The organism is Variovorax robiniae, assembly GCF_037889955.1.
In the GTDB taxonomy this organism is placed as follows: domain Bacteria; phylum Pseudomonadota; class Gammaproteobacteria; order Burkholderiales; family Burkholderiaceae_C; genus Variovorax; species Variovorax robiniae.
Genome location: NZ_JBBKZS010000002.1, coordinates 334,698 through 353,902, shown reverse-complemented (window position 1 = coordinate 353,902; position 19,205 = coordinate 334,698). Strand labels below are relative to the sequence as shown.

The window sequence follows — 19,205 nt, the reverse complement described above, 5'->3', positions numbered from 1 at the left end:
GCCGCTGGCGGGCGGCCGCGCGGGAGCCTATTCGACCGGCCTGTCTCGCATGGCCTGCTGCACCAGGCTCGCAAAGTCCTCCACCGTGAACGGCTTGGCAATCATCTGCATGCCCGGCGCCAGGAATTCGGCGCGCGTGCGCACGTGCTCGGCATAGCCTGTCATGAAGACCACCGGCAGGCCGGGCCGGAGCCCGCGTGCGATCTCGGCCAACTGGCGCCCGTTGATGCCGGGCAGGCCCACGTCGCTCACCAGCAGGTCGATGCGCGCCGCCGATTGGAGGATGGGAATGGCGCCGGTTCCGTCTTCGGCGCGAAGGGTGCGATAGCCCATTTCATTCAGGACGTCGAGCACCAGGAGGCGGACGGCCGGATCGTCTTCGACCACCAGCACCACCTCGCCCTGGCCTTGGGGGAGCGCGGCATCGCCGGGGACGCAGGCGATGCTGGCGCGGGGGGCACGCTCGCCCGCAGGTGCGCGCGGCAGGTACAGGGTGACCGTGGTGCCAACGCCCGGCTGGCTCTGGATCTGCACGAGGCCGTGCGACTGCTGGGCGAAACCGTAGACCATCGACAGGCCAAGCCCCGTGCCCTGGCCGATCGGCTTGGTCGTGAAGAAAGGATCGAAGGCCTTCGCCAGCACCTCGGGCGTCATGCCGGCGCCACTGTCGGCCACGGAGATGGTGCAGTAGCGTCCGGGCGCCAGGTCGAGGCGCTGCGCCTGCGCCTCGTCGAGCAGGACGGCCGAAGTGCCGATGCGCAACTCGCCGCCGTAGGGCATGGCGTCGCGCGCATTGATCGCCAGGTTGAGGATGGCGCTCTCCAACTGGGCGGCATCGCCGAAGGCGGCGCCCGTGGCCGCATCGGGCGTGATGGAAAGGCGCACCTGCTCGCCCAGCGTGCGGCGCAGCAACTCGTCCATCGATTCGATGAGTTCGTTCACGTTCATCGGCCGCGGGTCCAGCGTCTGGCGCCGCGAGAAGGCCAGCAGCCGCTGGATCAATGAAGCGGCGCGGCGGGCCGACTGCGCAGCCGCATCCATGTAGCGCTCCATGCCTTCGGTGCGGCCCAGGGCCATGCGCCGGCGCATGAGTTCGATCGGCCCGGTGATGCCCTGCAGCAGGTTGTTGAAGTCGTGCGCGATGCCCCCGGTGAGCTGGCCGATGGCCTCCATCTTCTGGCTTTGGCGCAGGCGCGCTTCGGACTCGCGCAGGGCGGTGACATCGCGACCGACCGCGTGCAGCAGTTGGGCATCGGGCACTGCGGTCCATGACACGATGCGATAGCTGCCGTCCAGGTGCCGCACCCGGTTCTCCATGTGCGAGTGCTCGAGGCGGGAATTCGTCCGTCCGGCCCGCAGGCGGCGCAGTTCGGCCACCGCGGTCGCCACGTCGCCCGGGTGCAGCAGGCGCAGGAACGGCCGTCCCAGGAGCTGCGCCTCGCGCCAGCCCAGCAATGCCTGCCAGGCCGGGTTGACGGCCACGATCCGCCCCCGTGCATCGGCCATCAGCATGATGTCGGCCGAGAGCTGCCACAGGCGGTCGCGGTCGCGTGTGCGCTCGGCCACGCTCTGCGCGAGACGGTGCTGTGCGGACTTCTGGTCGTCGATGTCGGTGTTGATGCCGACCCATCGCACCGAAGGGTCCAGCCCATCGCTCTCGTCCGCCGGCTGGACGCGTGACAGATGCCAGCGCCAAGTGCCGTCGTGGCGGCGCAGCCGCGCTTCGTTCTCGTAGGCGGTACGCGTTGCCAGCGCCTGGCGCCATGACCAGGCGCGCGGCAGATCATCGGGGTGAACGATCCGGCTCCATCCGTCGCCGAGCAGATCTTCGAGGCTGAGTCCGGAATAGGCGCTCATGCTCTCGCTGGCCCAGTCGAGCCGGCCGTCGGCCGTGGCCGTCCAGACCTGGTTGGACATGGCCCGCGCCAGCACGCGAAAACGCGCCTCGCTCTGACGCAGCGTGGCTTCGGCTTGCTTGCGATCCGTGATGTCCTGCACCACGCCACGCATCAGCACCGGCTTGCCGGCGCCGTCGCGCACGAATTGGCAGCGGCGATGGATCCAGCGCGGGGCGCCGTCGTTGGCACGCCGGATCGGGTACTCCGCCTCCAGCGGAACCGACCCCTCGACACGCATCGCGCGCGTGGCGATCGGATCGTCCTGGCCCATGCACAGCCGCCCGAACGCGTCGTACGGATATTCCTCGTGCACCGGCATGCCGAAGATGCGGCAGAGCTCGCTCGAGACGCGCAAGGTGTCGCTCTCGATGTCGAGCGAGAAGACCCCGATCCCGCCAGCCTCCTGCGCCATCTGGAGTTGCTCGCCACGCTCGCGCGCCTTCTTCTCGCTGGCCGAGAGGGCCTGCGTCGCGCGGACGCGCTCGGTGGTCTCGGTGGTGATGCAGAGTACGCCGCCGATGCGCCCGTCGTCATCGAACACCGGAGACCATGCGTAGTCGAAGTACGAGGGCTCCAAGGCCCCGCGGCGATCGAGGGTGAAGTGCCTGTCGCGGCCGCTCGCACACGCGCCACGGTGGAAAACCTGGTCGAACCCCGGCTTCAATTCATCCCACAGTTCCTTCGAATACTCCACGGCCGGGCGCCCCAGGTTGCCCGGGTGCTTGTTGCCGATGGTCCTGGCATGCGTGTCGTTGTAAAGGGCGATGTAGTCCGGCCCCCAGTAGACGGCCATCTCGGCCGATGAGCGCAGCAGTACGTCGACGATGCTGCGCAGCGCTCGGGGCCAGCCATCCGGTGCGCCGAGCGGCGTCGAGTCCGGGCCGAGCTTGCGTATCAACCCGGCGCACTCGCCCCCGCACGCGGGCCATTCGCCCGCTTGTTCGAACGCGCTCATGTCACCCCGGACTCCCGTGACGCCTGGCCCGTGCCGATCGTCATCGCATGTTCCCGCAGGGCCGGGTGGTCGTGGATGTCGGTGTTGATGCCGACCCAGCGCACCTTCAGGCCGGTTTCCTCCAGGCTCTGCACAGGCTGCGCGCGCGAGAAGTGCCAGCGAAATTCGCCGTCGTGGCGCCGAAGCCTGGCGCCGACTTCGTAGGGCCTGGTATGGGCCAGGGCCTCGGCCCAGCACCTTTCCACACGTGGCAGGTCTTCCGGATGCATGATGCGACGCCATCCATCGCCGAGCAGCGCCTCGCTCGGGAGGCCGACATAGGCGCACATGCCATCGCTCGACCAGTCCGTCTGCCCGTCCGCGGTCGCGGTCCAGACATGGTTCGGAACGCCCTGGGCCAGGGTTCGAAAGCGGGCCTCGCTCTGGCGCAGCGTGGCCTCGGCCTGCTTGCGATCCGTGATGTCCTGCACCACGCCGCGCGCCAGCAATGCCTTGCCGTTTGCGTCCAGCACGATCTCCGCGCGGCGCCAGATCCAGCGCACCGCGCCATCGCTCGGGCGTCGGATGCGGTATTCGACATCCAGTTGCGCGGTGCCGGCGCTGCGGCTCTCGCGGGTCGACATGGGGTCGTCCGGGTCGACCCGCAATGGCTCGAGCTCTCGCATGGGCCATGTCTCGCGCTCCGGCAGGCCGAAGATGCGACAGAACTCGCTCGACACGCTCAGCGTGTCGGTCGCGCCATCGAGCACGAACACGCCGATGCCGCCGGCCGCCTGGGCCATCTGCAGCCGTTCGCTGAGCTCGCGCGCCTTGCGCTCGCTGGCGACCAGCGTGCGCGCCGCGCGCACGCGTTCGGTGACGTCGACCACCACGCACAGCACGCCGCCGATGCTGCCGTCGTCGTCGAGCACCGGCGACCAGGAGAAGTCGCAGAACACGGTTTCAGGCGTGCCACTGCGGTTGAAGACGAAGGGCCACTCCCGGGCGCTCAGGGTCTTGCCCGACTGGCGAATGCTGTCGAATGACGTTTCCAGCGTACCCGTCAGGTCCGGCGATTGCTCGATGGCGGGACGGCCAAGGTTTGCCGGATGCATGTGGCCAATGTGCAGGGCGTAGGCATCGTTGTAGAAGGCGATAAAGCGTGGGCCCCACAAGACGACCATCTGGAATGTGGAGGGCAGTATCAGGTCGATGGCATTGCGCAATGCCTTCGGCCATTGATCCGGCGGGCCGAGCGGCGTCGACTCGGCCGTCATGTTGCGAATCAGCTTCGCGGCTTCGCCTCCCCACTGCGGCCAGCGGAACTGTCGATCGTTCTTCTTGCTCATGAGCGCGGACCCTCCCTGACTGTTTGGCCCAAGCCTGACTGTATGCCTCCGCGGCAAAGTGTGCAGCCGTGCTTGTCCTGAGTTGTGGGTGCGCCGTGGAGGAGTATTGGAACTTCTTGTATTCGGTGGCGTGTGCATTCGCGCCCGGGTCAGGCAGCGCTCCCGGCCACGCTGTGAATGGCCTGCTGCACCAGGCGCGCGAAATCGTCGATCTCGAAGGGCTTGGAAATCATCTGCATGCCCGGCGCGAGGAACTCGGCCCGGGTGCTTGCATGTTCGGCATAGCCGGTCATGAACACCACCGGCAGGTCGGGCCGGAGCCCGCGCGCGATCTCGGCCACCTGGCGGCCGTTGATGCCGGGCAGGCCGACGTCGGTCACCAACAGGTCGATGCGCGCGGTCGAACGCAGGATCAGGATGGCCGATGCGCCGTCGTGCACATACAGCGTCCGGTAGCCCAGGCCGTCCAGCACATCCAGCACCAGCAGGCGCACGGACGGATCGTCCTCCACCACCAGCACCACTTCGCCCTGGCCCTGGGGCAGGGGCGGGGCGCCGATGGGGCCCGCGGGCGAGGCGCTTTCGTCCGCATGCGCACGCGGCAGATACAGGGTGACGGTGGTGCCGGCACCCGGCTGGCTCTGGATCTGCACGAGGCCGCGCGACTGCTGCGCGAAGCCATAGACCATCGACAGGCCCAGCCCCGTGCCCTGGCCGATCGGCTTGGTCGTGAAGAAGGGATCGAAGGCCTTGGCCAGCACCTCGGGCGTCATGCCGGTGCCGCTGTCGGCCACCGAGATGGCGCAGTAGCGGCCGGGCGACAGGTCCAGCTGTTGCGCCTGCGCCTGGTCGAACAGCACGGCCGAGGTGCCGATGCGCAATTCACCGCCCTCGGGCATGGCATCGCGTGCGTTGATGGCCAGGTTGAGGATGGCGCTCTCCAACTGGGCCGCATCGCCGAAGGCGGCGCCCGTGGCCGCGCCGGGCGTGATGGAAAGGCGCACCTGTTCGCCCAGCGTGCGGCGCAGCAACTCGCCCATGGAGGCGATCCGCTCGTTCACGTTCATCGGCTTGGGGTCGAGCGTCTGGCGCCGCGAGAAGGCGAGCAGCCGCTGGATCAATGAGGCGGCGCGTCGGGCCGACTGCGCGGCCGCATCCATGTAGCGCTCCATGCCCTCGGTGCGGCCCAGGGCCATGCGCCGGCGCATGAGTTCGATCGGCCCGGTGATGCCTTGCAGCAGGTTGTTGAAGTCGTGCGCGATGCCTCCGGTGAGCTGGCCGATGGCGTCCATCTTCTGGCTCTGGCGCAGGCGCGCCTCCGACTCGCGCAGTGCCGTCACGTCGCGGCCGACCGCGTGCAGCAGTTGCGCATCGGGCACGGCGGTCCACGACACGGTGCGGTAGCTGCCATCCACGTGGCGCACGCGGTTCTCGATCCGGGAGTGCATCTGGCCACCCTGGAGTCGCCGCAACTCGGCCACGGTGGGCGCGACATCGCCGGGATGCAGCAGGCGCATGGCGCGCATGCCAAGCAATTGCGCCTCGCTCCAGCCCAACAGCGCCTGCCAGGCCGGATTGACGGCCAGGATCCGCCCCCGGACGTCGGCCATGAGCATGATGTCGGCCGAGAGCTGCCACAGGCGGTCGCGGTCGCGCGTGCGTTCGACTACGCGCTGCGCGAGGCGGTGCTGGGCCGCCTTCTGGTCCTCGATGTCTGTGTTGATGCCGATCCAGCGCACCGACGTGCGCAAGGCGTCGCTGCCCTCCACCGGCTGGACGCGCGCGCGATGCCAGCGCCAGGCGCCGTCATGGCGGCGCAGCCGCGCTTCGTTCTCGTAGGCCGTGCGGTTTGCCAGCGCCTGGCTCCACGCCTGGGTGGCGCGCGGCAGGTCTTCGGGGTGCATGGTTCGCCGCCAGCCGTCGCCGAGCAACTCGGCCTGGCCGAGTCCGACGAAGGTGCACATGCTTTCGCTGACCCAGTCGATCCGGCCATCGGCCGTGGCGGTCCAGACGTGGTCGGGCATCGCGCGCGCCAGGACGCGGAAGCGCGCCTCGCTTTGCCGCAGCCTGGCGTCGGCCTGCTTGCGCTGGGTGATGTCCTGCACGACGCCGCGCATCAGCACGGGCTTGCCTTCGCTGTCCCGCACCAGTTCGGCACGGCGCGAGATCCAGCGCACCGCGCCATCGTTGGCGCGACGGATCGGATACTCCACATCGAGCGGCGCCATCCCGGCGACGAGGCCCGCGCGCGTCGTCATGCGATCGTGCGGGTCGAGGCGCAGCCGGCCGAAGGCGTTGCACGGATGGACCTCGCACTCCGGCACGCCGAAGATGCGGCAGAACTCGCTCGACACGCTCATCGTGTTGCTCTGGATGTCGAGCGAGAACCCGCCGATGCCGCCGGCGGCCTGTGCCATCTGGAGTTGCTCGTCGCGCTCGCGCGCCTTCTTCTCGCTGGCCGCCAGGGCCTGCGTCGCGCGCACGAGTTCGGTGGTCTCGGTCATGATGCAGAGCACACCGCCGATGTGGCCGTCTTCCTCGCGCACCGGAGACCAGGAAAAGTCGAAATACGATTGTTCTGACTCGACCCCGCGCTGGATCGTGAAGGGCATGTCGCGTCCGCTGATGGTCTCTCCCCTCAAGCGGACGCGCTCGAACCCTTCCGCTACCTCCGGCCACATCTCCGGCGCATTGAGGCTGGTCGGTCGGCCCATGGTGCCGGGATGCTTGTTGCCAAGGCTGCGTGCGTGCGCATCGTTGTAGAAGGCCAGGTAGTCCGGCCCCCAGAGCACGACAATCTCGGCCAGCGATGGCAGCATGAGATCGATGACGTTCCGCAGCGCCTTGGGCCATTGGTCCTGCGGGCCCAGCGGCGTTGCATCCGCAGGCAGGTGGCGTATCAGGTCGGCAGCCTCGCCGCCGCAGGCCGGCCAGCGGTTGAATTGATTGCTGGTGCTCATGACGCGCCGCCTCCCTGGCTGTTGCTGGTCCGGACATGACTCTAGGCGTCTGAGGCATCATCCGCAGCCGTGCTTGTCCCGACTTGTGAATGCCTCGCAGAGTGATTAGAACTTTTGAATTCCACAGCGCGCCGGTGGGCGTCCTCGCATGAACACCTTCGCACAGAGCGCGCTGTCGGCGTGGCAACTGGTTGTCTCCGGCGACCCGGTGCTGCTGGCCATCGTCGGACGCTCGCTGGCCGTGAGCGCCAGTGCCTGCGCCATCGCGTGCGGCTTCGGGCTGCTGCTGGGTGCCTGGCTGGGTGTCGCGCGCTTCCGCGGACGTGCGCTGGTGCTGACCTTGCTGAACACCTTGCTCGCGCTGCCCTCGGTAGTGGTGGGGCTGGTGGTGTACCTGCTGCTGTCGCGCTCCGGGCCGTTCGGCGCGCTGGGTTGGCTCTTCACCTTCAAGGCGATGGTGCTGGCGCAGGCCGTGCTGGTCCTGCCAGTGGTGACGGCGCTCACCCGCCAGACCATCGACGATGCCGACCGCGCGCACGGCGAGCAGTTGCGCTCGCTCGGCGCCGGTCCGCTGGTGCGCGCGGTGCTGCTGGTGTGGGATGAGCGCTATGCGCTGGTCACCGTGCTGATCGCCGCGTTCGGGCGCGCCGTGTCGGAAGTCGGCGCGGTGATGGTGGTCGGCGGCAACATCGATGGCTTCACGCGCGTGATGACCACGGCCATCGCGCTGGAGACCAGCAAGGGCGACCTGCCGCTGGCGCTGGCGCTCGGACTGCTGCTGCTCGTGGTGGTGCTGGTCTTGAACGTCCTGGTCGCGCTGGTGCGCACTTGGCGCGAACGCGTGGATGGCGGCGCCGCGGTGGCCATGCGGGTGAGCGCATGACGCGGCTTTATTCACTGGATGGTGTCGACGTGCGCTTCGGTCGCGTCACGGCTTTGCACGGCGCCTCGCTGGCCATCGATGCCGGAGAACGCGTCGCGCTGATCGGCGCCAATGGCAGCGGAAAGAGCACGCTGTTACGCCTGCTGCACGGCCTGGTGCCGCATGCGGCGGGGCAGTTCACCAGCCATGCGCCGCAGCGCGAACAGGCGATGCTGTTCCAGCGACCGCACATGCTCCGTGCGACTTCTGCCACCAATGTGGCGCTGGCGCTGTGGCTGCGCGGGACGCCGTGGCGCGCAGCCCGCGAGGCCGCGGGGCCGGCGTTGGCGCGCGTGGGGTTGGAGGGCGTGCTGGCGCGCAACGCGCGCACCTTGTCCGGCGGCCAGCAGCAGCGCCTGGCGCTGGCCCGTGCCTGGGCCCTTCATCCGCAAGTGCTGCTGCTGGACGAGCCGACCGCCAGCCTCGACCCGACTGCCAAGCGCGAGGTCGAAGCCCTGCTGGCCGAGGCGGCCAACGGCCGCACGCTGGTGTTCGCCAGCCACAATCTCGGCCAGGTCAAGCGACTGGCCAGCCGTGTGGTCTACCTGGAGCACGGCCGCATCCTGGCCGACCTGCCGGTGCATGATTTCTTCCACGGGCCCTTGCCCGAGGAGGCGCGTTTGTTTGTCAAAGGAGAGTTGGTATGAAGGAGTTTTACAAGCGCTTCGGCACGGGCCCGTCGGCGCAGGCGATCGTGGCGGTGGTGCTGCTGGGCGCGAGCATCCTGGTGGCACGGGCGGAGAGCATCACGATGGCCTCGACCACGTCGACCGAGCAGTCGGGCCTGTTCGCCCACATGCTGCCGGCCTTCAAGCAGGCCAGCGGCGTCGACATCAAGGTGGTGGCGGTGGGAACGGGCCAAGCCATCGACATGGCGCGCCGCGGCGACGCCGACGTGCTCTTCGTGCACGACACGGTGGCCGAGGAAAAGTTCGTGGCCGAGGGCTACGCGGCCAAGCGCTGGCCGGTGATGTACAACGACTTCGTGCTGGTCGGGCCGAAGAACGATCCGGCCGGCGTCAAGGGCAACGACATCGTCGCGGCGCTGAAGAAGCTGGCGGCGGGCAATGCATCCTTCGTCTCGCGCGGCGACAAGAGCGGCACCGACGCGGCCGAGCGCCGTCTCTGGAACCAGACCGGCCTTGGCGATGCCAGCCAGCCCCTGGCCAATGACAAGAAGGGCAGCGGTTACAAGGAATGCGGCTGCGGGATGGGGCCGGCGCTGAACATCGCGGCCTCGACTGGCGGCTACGTGCTGTCGGATCGAGGCACCTGGCTCAGCTTCAAGAACCGCGCCGACATGGCCGTGCTGGTGGAAGGCGACAAGCGCCTGTTCAACCAGTACGGCGTGATGGTGCCGAGCGCCGACAAGTTTCCGAAGCTCGACCATGCCGGCGCGCAGAAGTTCGTCGAGTGGGTGATCTCGCCTGCGGGGCAGGCCAACATCGCGGCCTACAAGATCAACGGCGAGCAGCTCTTTTTCCCGAACGCGGTCAAGTAGCCTCCCGCGCTTCGCGCAGCACCCGCTGCGCGAGGCGCGCGAAATCGCCTGCCGGAAGCGCTAGCGCTCCGCAGGCACCAGCGACCCCGCGATGGCTGCATCCACGCCGCGGTGGAACCGCAGCACCTCGCTCTCCAGGCGCCCCGCGATCAACCCCGCGTTGGCCCCGCTCAGCAGGCCCTTCTGGATGCCCACGGCGGTGGCGATGTCCTCCTGCTGGAACACCGTCTTCTCGATCAGGTTGAAGGTCTTCTCCCAATGCGCGTTCCAGTCGTCGCCGGTGCGCTCGGGCGGGACCAGCATCGTGTGCACCCAGCGCACCTCGTCGGGCGCGGGCGAGAACATGCCGATCAGGCTCACGTAGTCGGGGTGCCAGATGAGGAAGGAATTCGGAAACAGGAACTGCGTCGGCGTCGACAGCTTGCACAGGGCGGCGCGGTCGCGCGGCGTCTCGAAGCCATCCAGTGCGGCGCGGCGCGCAACCAGCGAGTCCTGGTGCGGGCCGGCGCGCAGGTTGACGGTGATCGCGTCGGCGAAGAAGGGGTAGATGGTGTCGCGATGCAGCACGCGGATGTGATAGCCCTCGAGGAAGGCGTCGGCGGTGAGCTTCCAGTTGGCGCGGTAGACGTGGTCGACCTTGCGATAGACCTTCATGTCGGCCAGGCCCATCCAATCCATGTGCTGGTCGAGCCCTTGCAGGAAGGCGGCTGCAGAGAACCCCGGGCCGGGCGTGCGCTTCACGAAGATCAGGCCGCCCGCTTCGTCGCAGGGCAGCTCGACCAGGTTCAGCGTGGCGGTGTCGATGCCGTCGAAGGTCTCGGCATGGAGGCGGTGACGCAGGTGGCCGTCGAGTTCATAGGTCCAGCCGTGGTACGGGCAGACCAGGGCCTTGCACGGCGTGGCCTTCGGCGGCGCCGTCCCCTTCTGCGTGATGAGCGCCATGCCGCGATGCCGGCAGACGTTGAAGAAGGCGCGTGCGCGGCCGTCCGTTGAACGTGTGATGACGATGGGCACGCCCAGCGCATCGAAGGGCAATGCCGACCCCGGGGCGAGCTCCGCGCTGTGCGCGGCGGCGATCGGCCAGTGCGCGCGGTCGGTGTAGTGGGTGGCGGGCACGCTGCCCGTTTCCTCGCCGAGTTCACGCGTCCCGTCGCGGCAGACGGTTTCGAAACGAGCGATCAATTGCGCCAGCGTGGCCGGCACGGTGTCTTTGGCCATCGTGAGGTCTGTCAAGTCCGGTGCTCCCAAAACCTCATCGTATGCCGCGGGATGTCACCCGCGCCAAGGCGGATACCCGAGGGACATGACCTCCGGAGTCATCGACGCGACACCCTTCGTTCGCGAACATGCCTTCACCCCGCGACGTTGCGGGCATCCACCCTCGAAAGGATTCGCACCATGAACACCGCCACTGCCACCCTGGACGCCGCCGCAATTGCCCAGCGCTACATCGCGCTCTGGAACGAGACCGATGCCGCACGTCGGCAGCAGATGCTGGAAAGCGGCTGGGCCGAAGATGCCCGCTATGTCGACCCGATGGGCCAGGCCAGCGGACGCGAGGAGATCAGCTCGATGATCGGCGTCGTGCATGCGCACTACCCGGGCTTTCGCTTTGCGCTCGCGGGCAAGGCCGATGCGCATGGCGACAACCTGCGCTTCAGCTGGACGCTGGGGCCGAGCGGCGCGGCCGACCTGATCCAGGGCACGGACTTCGCGCGGCTCGATGACGGCAAGCTGCAATCGGTGACCGGCTTCCTCGACAAGGTGCCCCAGAAGGCGTGAATCTTCCTACTGCGGCCACCGATCTCGGGCTTCCGGTGCTCACCGTACTGGAGTACGGCTCCGCTCCTCAGCCCGACCTCGGCGCCCTCGCTACGGAATCTTCAAGCCTTCTTCAGTCGATGGGGCGTACTTCAATGCGCATCAGGTTGCGCACATGGCGCGGACCGAGGCTGCGGTCCGCTGTCGACAGGAGCGCGATGCGGCCCTCGCGGTCGTCTAGTGGCTTGCCATCGCGCTCGAACAGCACCAGCACGCCCTCGCCGACAGGCGTGTTGCTGAGCTCGGGCCAGGAGAACACGGCGCGATAGCCATCGGTCGCGGTGGCCACGACCATCAGGGTCTTCCAGCCGTCGCGGCCCTTCGTCGCCAGGCTTGCGCGTTCGATGAGCGCGGCCAGCTTGACGCCGCGCACGGTACTCCGGGTCTCGACGCCTTGGGATGTACGCGTCTGCGTGAAGCTGCCGATCTGCTGCGCGTCCGATGCGGCGAGCGCGGCGGCATCGAGCTTGAGCGATTGCTGCACCGCGCCCGACACTTCGAGTTGCATACTCACCTGTGCGAAGGCGCAGGTGCACAGTGCGCAGAGCGCGATGAAGGCCGTGGCGAAGCGAATCCAGCGTGTCATCTCAGGCTCCTGTTGGTTCCGCTGGCACGACCCGGCCATTGTCCAGTTCGATCGTGCTCTGTGCCAGCGCTTCCACATCGTGCGGATCGTGCGTGACCAGCAGCGTCGGCACCCGCACGCGCTCCAGCATCTCGGCCAATTCGGCGCGAAGCCGAGTACGCAGCGTGGTGTCCAGCGCGGACAGCGGCTCGTCCAGCAGCAGCAGGCGCGGGTTCGGCGCCAGCGCGCGGGCCAGCGCCACGCGCTGCTTCTGGCCGCCGGAGAGGTGCCGCGGGTAGGCGCGGGCGAGCTTGTCCAGGTCGAACTGGCGCAGCAGTTCGCCGATGCGCGCCATGGTCGCCGGCGGCACGGCGGCGCCGAGGCGGTGCATGCCGAACAGGATGTTGCGCTCGACCGTCATGTGCGGGAACAGCGCGTAGTCCTGGAACACGAAGCCGATGCGGCGCTCGCGCGCGGGCAGGTCGATGCCGGCCGCGGTGTCGAGCAAGGTGGTGTCGCCGAGTCGCACATGGCCCTTCGCGCCTGGAACGAGTCCGGCGACCGCCAGCAACACGGTCGACTTGCCGGCCCCCGACGGCCCGAGCAAGGCCGTGCGCATCGATGGCGTTGTGAAGCGCGCATGCAGCTGGAAGTCGCGCTCGTCCGAGCGCAAGGCGACATGCAGGTCGACGTCGAGCAGGGCGGTCGTCATCAATGCTTCGCCTGCAACAGCCGGCCCGAAATCACCAGCACCACGATGCACACCACCGAGATCACCGCGGTGAGCCACAGCGCCTGCGCGTCATTGCCGGCCTGCACCGCGTCATAGACGGCGATGGAGAGCGTCTGCGTCTTGCCCGGCAGGTTGCCGGCGATCATCAGCGTCGCGCCGAACTCGCCCATGGCGCGCGCAAAGGCCAGCATCAGGCCGGCCGCGATGCCGCGCACCGCGAGCGGCAGGCTGACACGCAGGAACACTTCCAACTCGCCGGCGCCGAGCGTGCGTGCCGCATGCGCGAAGCGGCTGTCCACGTCCTCGAAGGAGGCGCGCGCCGCCTTGTAGATCAGCGGCAGCGACACGATCGAGGCTGCGATCACTGCGCCCTGCCAGGTGAAGATGAGGTTGATGCCGAACCAGCGGTCCAGGTACTGGCCGAACACGCCGTTGCGGCCGATCAGCACGATCAGGTAGTAGCCCAGCACGGTCGGCGGCAGCACCATCGGCAGCATCAGCACGGCATCGACGATCTCCTGCCCGACAAAGCGCCGCCGCGACATCCACCAGCCCATGCCGACGCCCGCCGCGCCCGCGATCAGCGTGGCGATCAGCGCGACCTTGAGCGTGAGCCAGAGCGGGGCGAGCAAGAGGCGTCAGGGCTTCGAGAAGCCGTAGCGGCTGAGGATCTCCTGCCCCTCGGCGCCGCGCACGAAGGCGACGAAGGACTTGGCCGTTGCCGCGTTCTTGCTGGCGGCCAGTTGCGCGATCGGGTAGCTGATCGGCGTGCTGGTCGGCACGGTCAGGGCGACCTTTGTCTTGTCGCGCTCGATCATCGCGTCGGTGCGGTAGACGAAGCCTGCATCGACCTCGCCGCGCGCGACATAGTTGAGCACCTGGCGCACGCTCTCGCCGTAGATCCATTTCGGTTCCAGCGCGGCGGTGAGGCCGGCTTGCTGCACCGACTCCATCGTGTAGCGCCCGACCGGCACCGAGGCGGGCGTGCCGGTGGAGATGCGCTTGTAGGCATCACCGGTCAGGTCGGCCAGCTTCTGCGGCGGGTTGGCCGCAGTGGCCGGGACGATCAGCACCAGCGTGTTGTGCACGAAGTCGGCACGCGTGCCCTCGGCGATCAGCTTGGCGGTGACGGCGCGGTTCATGGTCTCCTGGTCGGCGGAGGCGAACACGTCGACCGGCGCGCCCTGCGTCATCTGTGCCAGCAGTGCGCCGGAAGCCGCGAAGTTGAAGGTTACCTTGGCGCCGGGCTGGGTCTTCTCGAAGGCCTTGCCGATGTCCTGGAAGGCGTTGGTCAGGCTCGCCGCGGCCGAGACGACGATCTCCTGCGCCTGTGCGGCGATGCTGCCGAGCGAGAGGGCTGCCAGCACGGCGGCGGTACGCAGCCAGCGAGGGGCGGTGGTCATGTGCAGTGGCCTTTCCGATGCGATTTCAACCGCTATTCATGGATGGAATAGCGCATGATCATATCGTCAGGTCATGCGCCGATCGGACAGGGTTGATGCGAGGGCCTCGATCCTTTGGGTGAACCAGCCGATGCGTTCCGTCTCTCGCACGTCGAAGCGCGGCACGTAGGGCTTGATGTCGAGCACCGGCGTGCCGTCGACCATGTCATTGCCGGAGAAATGCAGCACGGACCCCTCGACCCGCAGCAGCCGCACGATCGACAGGCCGAGCCGGTTCGGCCGCGTCGGCGAGCGGGTGGCGAACACGCCGTGCGTCGCGTTGTCGAGGAAGGGCGTGACCTCCAGCGGCTCGCGCGTGCACAGGTGCATGTGCGTGATGAAGATCAGGTAGTCGAAGCCTTCGATGTCGCGCAGGCCGGGGGCGAAGTCGGCGTGGACTTCAAGGCGCGCGATGTCTTGCGACGCGGCGGCCTGGATCGGCATGCCCTCGACCTGCTTGAAATTGCTGAACACGGTGCCGATGGGGCGGCAGGTGACGGTCTCGAGGTCTGTGGTGGTCATGGCGGTTAGAGCCCGCGGATCGACGGGCATTGCAGAAGGCGCCTTCCCGCGGTGCAGGAGCCTGCACCTTCGGGTTGGCGGATCGCAAAAGTTTAGGTGCGGGCGATCGTGCGCGCCAATGCGTCGCCCACGGTGTTCTCGATGGGTGTCGTCATGCGGCCGATCAGTCGGCTCAGTTGCTGGCCATCGTCGTACAGCGCGCCCTTGGCCGCGCCTGCGTCAGAGTCGGCGAGCATGGCCGCGACCGGTTCTGGAAGGGCGAATTGCATCAGCGCGGCCTTGTGCTCCGCCTCGGACATGTTCTTGTAGACCACGACCGTGTCCGTTTGCGAGGTGATTTCGTTGGCGAGTCCGGTCAGGGTGTAGGCATCGTCGCCCGCGAGTTCGTAGATGGCGCCGGCCTGGTTGTCGCGGGTCAGCACCGCGGCGGCGGCTTCGGCGTAGTCGGCGCGTGCGGCCGAGGAGATCAGACCGTCGCCGGCGTTGCCGATCAGCATGCCGAGTTGAAGGACGATGTCCATCGAACGGGTGTAGTTCTCGGTGTACCAGCCGTTGCGCAGCAGCACGAAGGGCACGCCCGATTCCTTGAGCATGACCTCGGTTGCCAGGTGCTCCTTGGCCAGGCCGAGCGGAGACGTGTCGGCCCGCAGGATGCTGGTGTAGGCGATGAGCTTCACGCCGGCCGCCTTGGCCGCATCGATGACGGCGCGGTGTTGCGCCACGCGTTGGCCGATCTCGCTCGACGAGATCAGCAGCAGCTTCTCGGCGCCTGCGAATGCGGTGCGCAGGGTGTCGGGCCGGGTGTAGTCGGCCTCGCGGACTATCACGCCGAAATCGGCGAGGTCCCTCGCGTTGTCGGGACTGCGCGTGGCCGCGACGATCTGGTTGCGGGGAACGACGCGCATCAGCGCCTTGATGACGAGGCGGCCCAGTTGGCCGGTGGCACCTGTGACGACGATCATGATTCGATTTGCCTTGTGATGAGGAGGAGGGAGAGGCAGAATAGCTCTCTAACTCACTTTTTGTAAGTACGCACCAAAAGGTTAGCTAGATGAAATCTTCAAGGCTCGAAACGCCCGGCACGATGGCCGATGTGATCCGGCGCGGCGAACTGCTCTCGGCCGCATGCCCCTCGCGCGAGGTGTTGAAGCACGTGACCAGCCGCTGGGGCGTCCTGCTGCTGGTGGTGCTGCTGGGCGGCACGCATCGCTTCAGCGAATTGCGGCGCAAGATCGGCGGCGTGAGCGAGAAGATGCTGGCGCAGACGCTCAAGTGGCTGGAGCAGGACGGCCTGGTGCTGCGCAAATCCTTCGCCACCGTGCCACCGCATGTCGAGTACAGCCTCACGCCGCTGGGTGTCGAGGCAGGCAAGCGTGTCGAATCGCTGGCCGACTGGATCGAGTTCAACCTGCCGCGGATCATGGAAGTGCGGCAGCAGCAAGGCGAGCCGTTGGAAGAGGGGGTGTCGTGATGCGCTTCGGACTGGTCGCTCATCGCCTGCATCGGCAGCGCGTCGATGGTGCGCTGGTGCGCTGGGCGCGCGCCTGCGAGGCCGACATCCGCACGCTGGGGCTGGGACTGCATGCGGTCGGCGGCACCTATGACGCGTTGGTCGGGCAACAACTGCTGGCGGGCGCGGCCTCGCTGGTGCGGCTGCCTTCCGGCGTGGAAGGCGGCGTGATGCGGCTGGCTTCGTGCATCGCGGGTGGGCTGACGCCGGCGGATGAACTCGACGGCGTCATCTATTTCATCGATCCGGTCGACCCCTCGTCGCTGTACCCTGAGACGCAGGCGCTCAAGCGCCAATGCGTGATCCACGGCAAGCCCTTCATCTCCACTGCGGCGGGCGCGATGGAGTGGGTCGCGGTGGAACTGGCACTCGCCGGCAAGGGCGATACGGGCTTTGCGGCAGCCACAGGCAAGCAGACCGTGGCGTTGATCGCGCACGACGCGCTGAAGCAGCGCATGGTCGAGTTCGCGGCCACGCATTTCGACCTGCTCTCGCGCTTCGCGACGCGTATCGGCACGGGCACGACCGGCGGGTTGCTCAACGACCTGGCCTGGTCGCGCGGCTGGCCAGCCGGCGTGCCCTGGGTCACGCGCTACCTGAGCGGGCCGATGGGTGGCGACGCGCAGATCGCGGAACTGGTGCTGGACCGGTGCTGCGACAAGGTCATCTTCTTCGAGGATCCGCATGTCGCGCGCCAGCACGAGGCCGATATCCAGTTGCTGGAACGCGCCGTCTGCGCCGCAACGCACGACACCACCTGCTTCAACTCGCCGGCCACGGCCGAGCGTTGGGCCTGCGCCGTTGCTTCGTAGCCGACCCGCACAATCCGGGGCATGACAGTCCCCCGTTTCAGCGATGCGCTCGGCCACGGCATGAGCGACAAGCGCATCGACATCCTGCGCGGCATCGGCCGCACCGGCAGCATCTCGCAGGCGGCGCGTGACGCCAGCGTCAGCTACAAGGCGGCCTGGCAGGCCATTGCCACGCTGACCAACCTGGCCGGCGTGCCGCTGGTCGCACGCTCGGTGGGCGGCGCGGGCGGCGGCGGGGCGGTGCTGACGGAGGAAGGCCGGCAACTGCTGGTGCTGGCCGATGCGCATGAGGCGGCTCGGCGCGCGGTGCAGTCGGGCGGCGCCGCATCGACGGCGATGGCGCGATTGGCAATTCGCACCAGCATGCGCAACCAGTTGCCCGCGACGGTCAGCGGGCTGGACGTCACGGGTCGGGTCGTCCGGGTGCGCATGGCATTGCCGAACGGCGATGGCATCGCGGCGCGCATCACGCGGGAGAGCGCCGAGTTGCTCGGGCTCGCCGCAGGCATGGTGGTGATCGCGTTGTGCAAGGCAACGGCGGTACAGGTGCGGCGCGCGGGCGATGGCGCAGTGCCCGGCGGCAACCAGCTGGTCGGCATCGTGGCCCGCGTCGCGCGCGGCAACGACGGCGAATCGGGCGACGAGATCGTGATGGCGTTGGCCGATGGCTTGCAGGTGGTCGGCTTCGCGCCAGGGGGCAGCGGGCTGCGCGCGCGTCAACGCGTGACGGCTGTGGTGGACGAGTCGGCAGTGGTGGTCGCGTTGCCGGGCTGAGGCGCGGCCAGGTCGGCGAACGCGCCTTCGAGCAGCGGATGGCGGAAGGCATAGCCGGCAGCCAATGCGGCACGCGGCACGGCGTTCTGGCCGTCGAGAAGAATTGTGGACATCTCGCCGACGAGCGCGCGCAGCGGTGCCGCCGGCATGCGCAGCCGCACGCGCCGGCCGAAGGATGCGGCCAGCGATCGTGCAAAGCGAGCTTGCGGCGGCGTGTCGGGCGCGACGGCATTGACCGGGCCGCTGAGGCTGTCATGGGCCATCGCGAAGCGGATCAGGCCTACGGCGTCATCCTGGTGAATCCACGGAGCCGGTTGGCAACCGTTGCCAAGCACCGCGCCCAGGCCGAGACGCGCGCTCAAGGCCAGCATCGGATAGGCGCCGTCGCCACGGCCGAGCACGACACCGAAGCGCATCCGCACCACGCGCACCTTCAGCGCCTCGGCGCGGCGCGCCTCATGCTCGATGGCCGCGCACAAGTCGGACTGGGACTGGCCGGGCCGCGCCGGACTGTTCTCGTCGAGTACCTCGAAAGCGGCGGGCTGCGCAGCGCCGTAGTACCCCACCGCCGATGCGCTGACCAGCACGCGCGGCGGCTGTTGCAGGCGCCGCATCAAGTCGACCAGCGCGGCCGTCACGTCGACGCGGCTCGCGAGCAGTTCGCGGCGCCGCCCGGTGGTCCACGGCATGCCGAGGATGCGTGCGCCGGCCAGGTTCACGATGGCGTCGATGCGCGTTTCAGACGGGATGGCGTCGAGGCTCCCGACCACCCACACGTCCGGCCCGAAGCTTGCGCGCGCCTGCCTGCCGTCGCGCGACAGCACGATCAGCCGCCGACCTTCACGCCGCAGTTCGGCCATCAGCGCGCCGCCGACGAAGCCGGTGGCGCCGGTGACCAACACCGCGGGTGCGATCAGGTGACCATGCTGCCGTGCGAGTGCGGATGACGCCGCGCACGCATTCGCGAGCCGGTTCAAGCGGCGCACGGCCAGCGCGTTGCGCACGCTCCAGGCCAGCACGCCGAAACCGCTGGCGCTGAAAAACCAGGAAATCCAGCCGTGCGGCGTCAGGGCCAGTGCCGTGGCCGATCGCGACCAGTCGATCAGCACCGGCGCAAAGAGTCCGATGAACAGCCCGTAGCCGACCGTCAGCACCGTGTGCAGTCCGCGCTCGAAGCGCGACAGCCGTCGCGTGCGGTCTTCTTCGTGGAAGTCCGCCAGGGTGATCGCCACTTCCACCAGCAGCAGCGCGGCGAGCACGAAGCCGAAGAGGCCGCGCCATTCGAACCACGCCAGCCCGATGAACACGACGCCATAGATCGCCTCGCGCGCCGCATGCAGCGCCAGTTCGCGCCGCGCCGAGATCCGCTGCGGCAGCTTCGCCTCCAGCTCGTGATGCCAGAGGTTGTCGAAAGCGCCCATCAGCACCTGGAGAAAGAGCAGGGTGAAGATCGCGTTCATGG

The 19,205-nt window shown here is 68.3% G+C and carries 18 protein-coding genes; 7 read left to right on the top strand and 11 right to left on the bottom strand.

Translation table 11 applies throughout. The features are described 5' to 3' along the window. Positions 1 to 27: 27 nt before the first annotated feature. The 3 genes from WKW79_RS05845 to WKW79_RS05835 all read right to left on the bottom strand — a co-directional run bounded on the left by WKW79_RS05845 (position 28) and on the right by WKW79_RS05835 (position 7,141). Positions 28 to 2,853, bottom strand: coding sequence for a PAS domain-containing hybrid sensor histidine kinase/response regulator (locus WKW79_RS05845; protein WP_340334169.1), 2,826 nt, complete (start codon positions 2,851 to 2,853; stop codon positions 28 to 30). Further along, positions 2,850 to 4,181: a PAS domain S-box protein gene (locus tag WKW79_RS05840; protein ID WP_340334168.1), complete on the bottom strand. Its 1,332-nt coding sequence runs from the start codon at positions 4,179 to 4,181 to the stop codon at positions 2,850 to 2,852. Before WKW79_RS05840 ends, WKW79_RS05845 begins: the two co-directional genes overlap by 4 nt. Before the next feature lie 149 nt (positions 4,182 to 4,330). Further along, positions 4,331 to 7,141, bottom strand: coding sequence for a hybrid sensor histidine kinase/response regulator (locus WKW79_RS05835; RefSeq protein ID WP_340334167.1), 2,811 nt, complete (start codon positions 7,139 to 7,141; stop codon positions 4,331 to 4,333). A 148-nt stretch (positions 7,142 to 7,289) separates the two neighbouring features. Between WKW79_RS05835 and WKW79_RS05830 the strand changes: the two genes are divergently transcribed. From WKW79_RS05830 to WKW79_RS05820, 3 genes are read left to right on the top strand one after another with little or no spacing between them, the layout of a single operon-like run. Next, a complete protein-coding gene (locus tag WKW79_RS05830) occupies positions 7,290 to 8,024 on the top strand; it encodes an ABC transporter permease (protein WP_340334166.1) in 735 nt (244 codons plus the stop codon). Then, positions 8,021 to 8,710, top strand: coding sequence for an ATP-binding cassette domain-containing protein (locus WKW79_RS05825; RefSeq protein ID WP_340334165.1), 690 nt, complete (start codon positions 8,021 to 8,023; stop codon positions 8,708 to 8,710). Before WKW79_RS05830 ends, WKW79_RS05825 begins: the two co-directional genes overlap by 4 nt. Then, positions 8,707 to 9,564, top strand: coding sequence for an ABC transporter substrate-binding protein (locus WKW79_RS05820; RefSeq protein ID WP_340334164.1), 858 nt, complete (start codon positions 8,707 to 8,709; stop codon positions 9,562 to 9,564). Before WKW79_RS05825 ends, WKW79_RS05820 begins: the two co-directional genes overlap by 4 nt. 60 nt (positions 9,565 to 9,624) lie before the next feature. Here the strand turns inward: WKW79_RS05820 and WKW79_RS05815 are convergent, their stop codons facing one another. Beyond that, positions 9,625 to 10,797, bottom strand: coding sequence for an aromatic ring-hydroxylating oxygenase subunit alpha (locus tag WKW79_RS05815; protein ID WP_340334163.1), 1,173 nt, complete (start codon positions 10,795 to 10,797; stop codon positions 9,625 to 9,627). Between the two features lie 165 nt (positions 10,798 to 10,962). Between WKW79_RS05815 and WKW79_RS05810 the strand changes: the two genes are divergently transcribed. Beyond that, complete coding sequence (locus WKW79_RS05810; RefSeq protein WP_340334162.1) at positions 10,963 to 11,346, top strand: nuclear transport factor 2 family protein; 384 nt, start codon at positions 10,963 to 10,965, stop codon at positions 11,344 to 11,346. 112 nt (positions 11,347 to 11,458) lie between these two features. Here the strand turns inward: WKW79_RS05810 and WKW79_RS05805 are convergent, their stop codons facing one another. The 6 genes from WKW79_RS05805 to WKW79_RS05780 form a co-directional block, all read right to left on the bottom strand. Beyond that, a complete protein-coding gene (locus tag WKW79_RS05805) occupies positions 11,459 to 11,971 on the bottom strand; it encodes a sulfite oxidase-like oxidoreductase (RefSeq protein ID WP_340334161.1) in 513 nt (170 codons plus the stop codon). A gap of 1 nt (position 11,972) precedes the next feature. Beyond that, positions 11,973 to 12,662 (bottom strand): ATP-binding cassette domain-containing protein, encoded by a 690-nt coding sequence (locus WKW79_RS05800; RefSeq protein WP_340334160.1) that lies wholly within the window; start codon positions 12,660 to 12,662, stop codon positions 11,973 to 11,975. Further along, positions 12,662 to 13,315: a molybdate ABC transporter permease subunit gene (gene modB, locus WKW79_RS05795; RefSeq protein WP_340334159.1), complete on the bottom strand. Its 654-nt coding sequence runs from the start codon at positions 13,313 to 13,315 to the stop codon at positions 12,662 to 12,664. The genes WKW79_RS05800 and modB overlap by 1 nt, the downstream gene beginning before the upstream one ends. Before the next feature lie 6 nt (positions 13,316 to 13,321). Continuing rightward, entirely contained in the window at positions 13,322 to 14,086 is a 765-nt protein-coding gene (gene modA, locus WKW79_RS05790) for a molybdate ABC transporter substrate-binding protein (RefSeq protein WP_340334158.1), read from the bottom strand. 66 nt (positions 14,087 to 14,152) lie between these two features. After that, on the bottom strand, positions 14,153 to 14,647 hold the full coding sequence (gene tsaA / locus WKW79_RS05785) for a tRNA (N6-threonylcarbamoyladenosine(37)-N6)-methyltransferase TrmO (protein WP_340334157.1): 495 nt from the start codon (positions 14,645 to 14,647) through the stop codon (positions 14,153 to 14,155). Positions 14,648 to 14,739: 92 nt separating this feature from the next. Next, the gene (locus WKW79_RS05780) at positions 14,740 to 15,609 is read right to left on the bottom strand and encodes an SDR family oxidoreductase (protein ID WP_340334156.1); all 870 of its coding nucleotides are present in this window, start codon (positions 15,607 to 15,609) and stop codon (positions 14,740 to 14,742) included. 89 nt (positions 15,610 to 15,698) lie between these two features. On the opposite strand from WKW79_RS05780, the gene WKW79_RS05775 reads away from it, so the two are divergent. The 3 genes from WKW79_RS05775 to WKW79_RS05765 are packed head-to-tail and all read left to right on the top strand — an operon-like array spanning position 15,699 to position 17,743. Next, positions 15,699 to 16,118 (top strand): winged helix-turn-helix transcriptional regulator, encoded by a 420-nt coding sequence (locus WKW79_RS05775; RefSeq protein ID WP_340334155.1) that lies wholly within the window; start codon positions 15,699 to 15,701, stop codon positions 16,116 to 16,118. Continuing rightward, a complete protein-coding gene (locus tag WKW79_RS05770; RefSeq protein ID WP_340334623.1) occupies positions 16,118 to 16,969 on the top strand; it encodes a methylglyoxal synthase in 852 nt (283 codons plus the stop codon). Before WKW79_RS05775 ends, WKW79_RS05770 begins: the two co-directional genes overlap by 1 nt. A 21-nt stretch (positions 16,970 to 16,990) precedes the next feature. Further along, the gene (locus tag WKW79_RS05765) at positions 16,991 to 17,743 is read left to right on the top strand and encodes a TOBE domain-containing protein (protein ID WP_340334154.1); all 753 of its coding nucleotides are present in this window, start codon (positions 16,991 to 16,993) and stop codon (positions 17,741 to 17,743) included. Here WKW79_RS05765 and WKW79_RS05760 read toward each other — a convergent pair. Next, positions 17,686 to 19,203, bottom strand: coding sequence for a TIGR01777 family oxidoreductase (locus WKW79_RS05760; protein WP_340334153.1), 1,518 nt, complete (start codon positions 19,201 to 19,203; stop codon positions 17,686 to 17,688). The two genes, WKW79_RS05765 and WKW79_RS05760, sit on opposite strands and share 58 nt — an antisense overlap. Positions 19,204 to 19,205 lie beyond the last annotated feature (2 nt).

What these genes read in the sequence shown, in the direction of transcription:
- WKW79_RS05845 (WP_340334169.1), bottom strand. Translation starts at nt 2,853, where the DNA reads ATGAGCGCGTTCGAACAAGCGGGCGAATGGCCCGCGTGCGGGGGCGAG.
- WKW79_RS05840 (WP_340334168.1), bottom strand. Translation starts at nt 4,181, where the DNA reads ATGAGCAAGAAGAACGATCGACAGTTCCGCTGGCCGCAGTGGGGAGGC.
- WKW79_RS05835 (WP_340334167.1), bottom strand. Translation starts at nt 7,141, where the DNA reads ATGAGCACCAGCAATCAATTCAACCGCTGGCCGGCCTGCGGCGGCGAG.
- WKW79_RS05830 (WP_340334166.1), top strand. Translation starts at nt 7,290, where the DNA reads ATGAACACCTTCGCACAGAGCGCGCTGTCGGCGTGGCAACTGGTTGTC.
- WKW79_RS05825 (WP_340334165.1), top strand. Translation starts at nt 8,021, where the DNA reads ATGACGCGGCTTTATTCACTGGATGGTGTCGACGTGCGCTTCGGTCGC.
- WKW79_RS05820 (WP_340334164.1), top strand. Translation starts at nt 8,707, where the DNA reads ATGAAGGAGTTTTACAAGCGCTTCGGCACGGGCCCGTCGGCGCAGGCG.
- WKW79_RS05810 (WP_340334162.1), top strand. Translation starts at nt 10,963, where the DNA reads ATGAACACCGCCACTGCCACCCTGGACGCCGCCGCAATTGCCCAGCGC.
- WKW79_RS05805 (WP_340334161.1), bottom strand. Translation starts at nt 11,971, where the DNA reads ATGACACGCTGGATTCGCTTCGCCACGGCCTTCATCGCGCTCTGCGCA.
- WKW79_RS05800 (WP_340334160.1), bottom strand. Translation starts at nt 12,662, where the DNA reads ATGACGACCGCCCTGCTCGACGTCGACCTGCATGTCGCCTTGCGCTCG.
- modA (WP_340334158.1), bottom strand. Translation starts at nt 14,086, where the DNA reads ATGACCACCGCCCCTCGCTGGCTGCGTACCGCCGCCGTGCTGGCAGCC.
- tsaA (WP_340334157.1), bottom strand. Translation starts at nt 14,647, where the DNA reads ATGACCACCACAGACCTCGAGACCGTCACCTGCCGCCCCATCGGCACC.
- WKW79_RS05780 (WP_340334156.1), bottom strand. Translation starts at nt 15,609, where the DNA reads ATGATCGTCGTCACAGGTGCCACCGGCCAACTGGGCCGCCTCGTCATC.
- WKW79_RS05775 (WP_340334155.1), top strand. Translation starts at nt 15,699, where the DNA reads ATGAAATCTTCAAGGCTCGAAACGCCCGGCACGATGGCCGATGTGATC.
- WKW79_RS05770 (WP_340334623.1), top strand. Translation starts at nt 16,118, where the DNA reads ATGCGCTTCGGACTGGTCGCTCATCGCCTGCATCGGCAGCGCGTCGAT.
- WKW79_RS05765 (WP_340334154.1), top strand. Translation starts at nt 16,991, where the DNA reads ATGACAGTCCCCCGTTTCAGCGATGCGCTCGGCCACGGCATGAGCGAC.
- WKW79_RS05760 (WP_340334153.1), bottom strand. Translation starts at nt 19,203, where the DNA reads ATGAACGCGATCTTCACCCTGCTCTTTCTCCAGGTGCTGATGGGCGCT.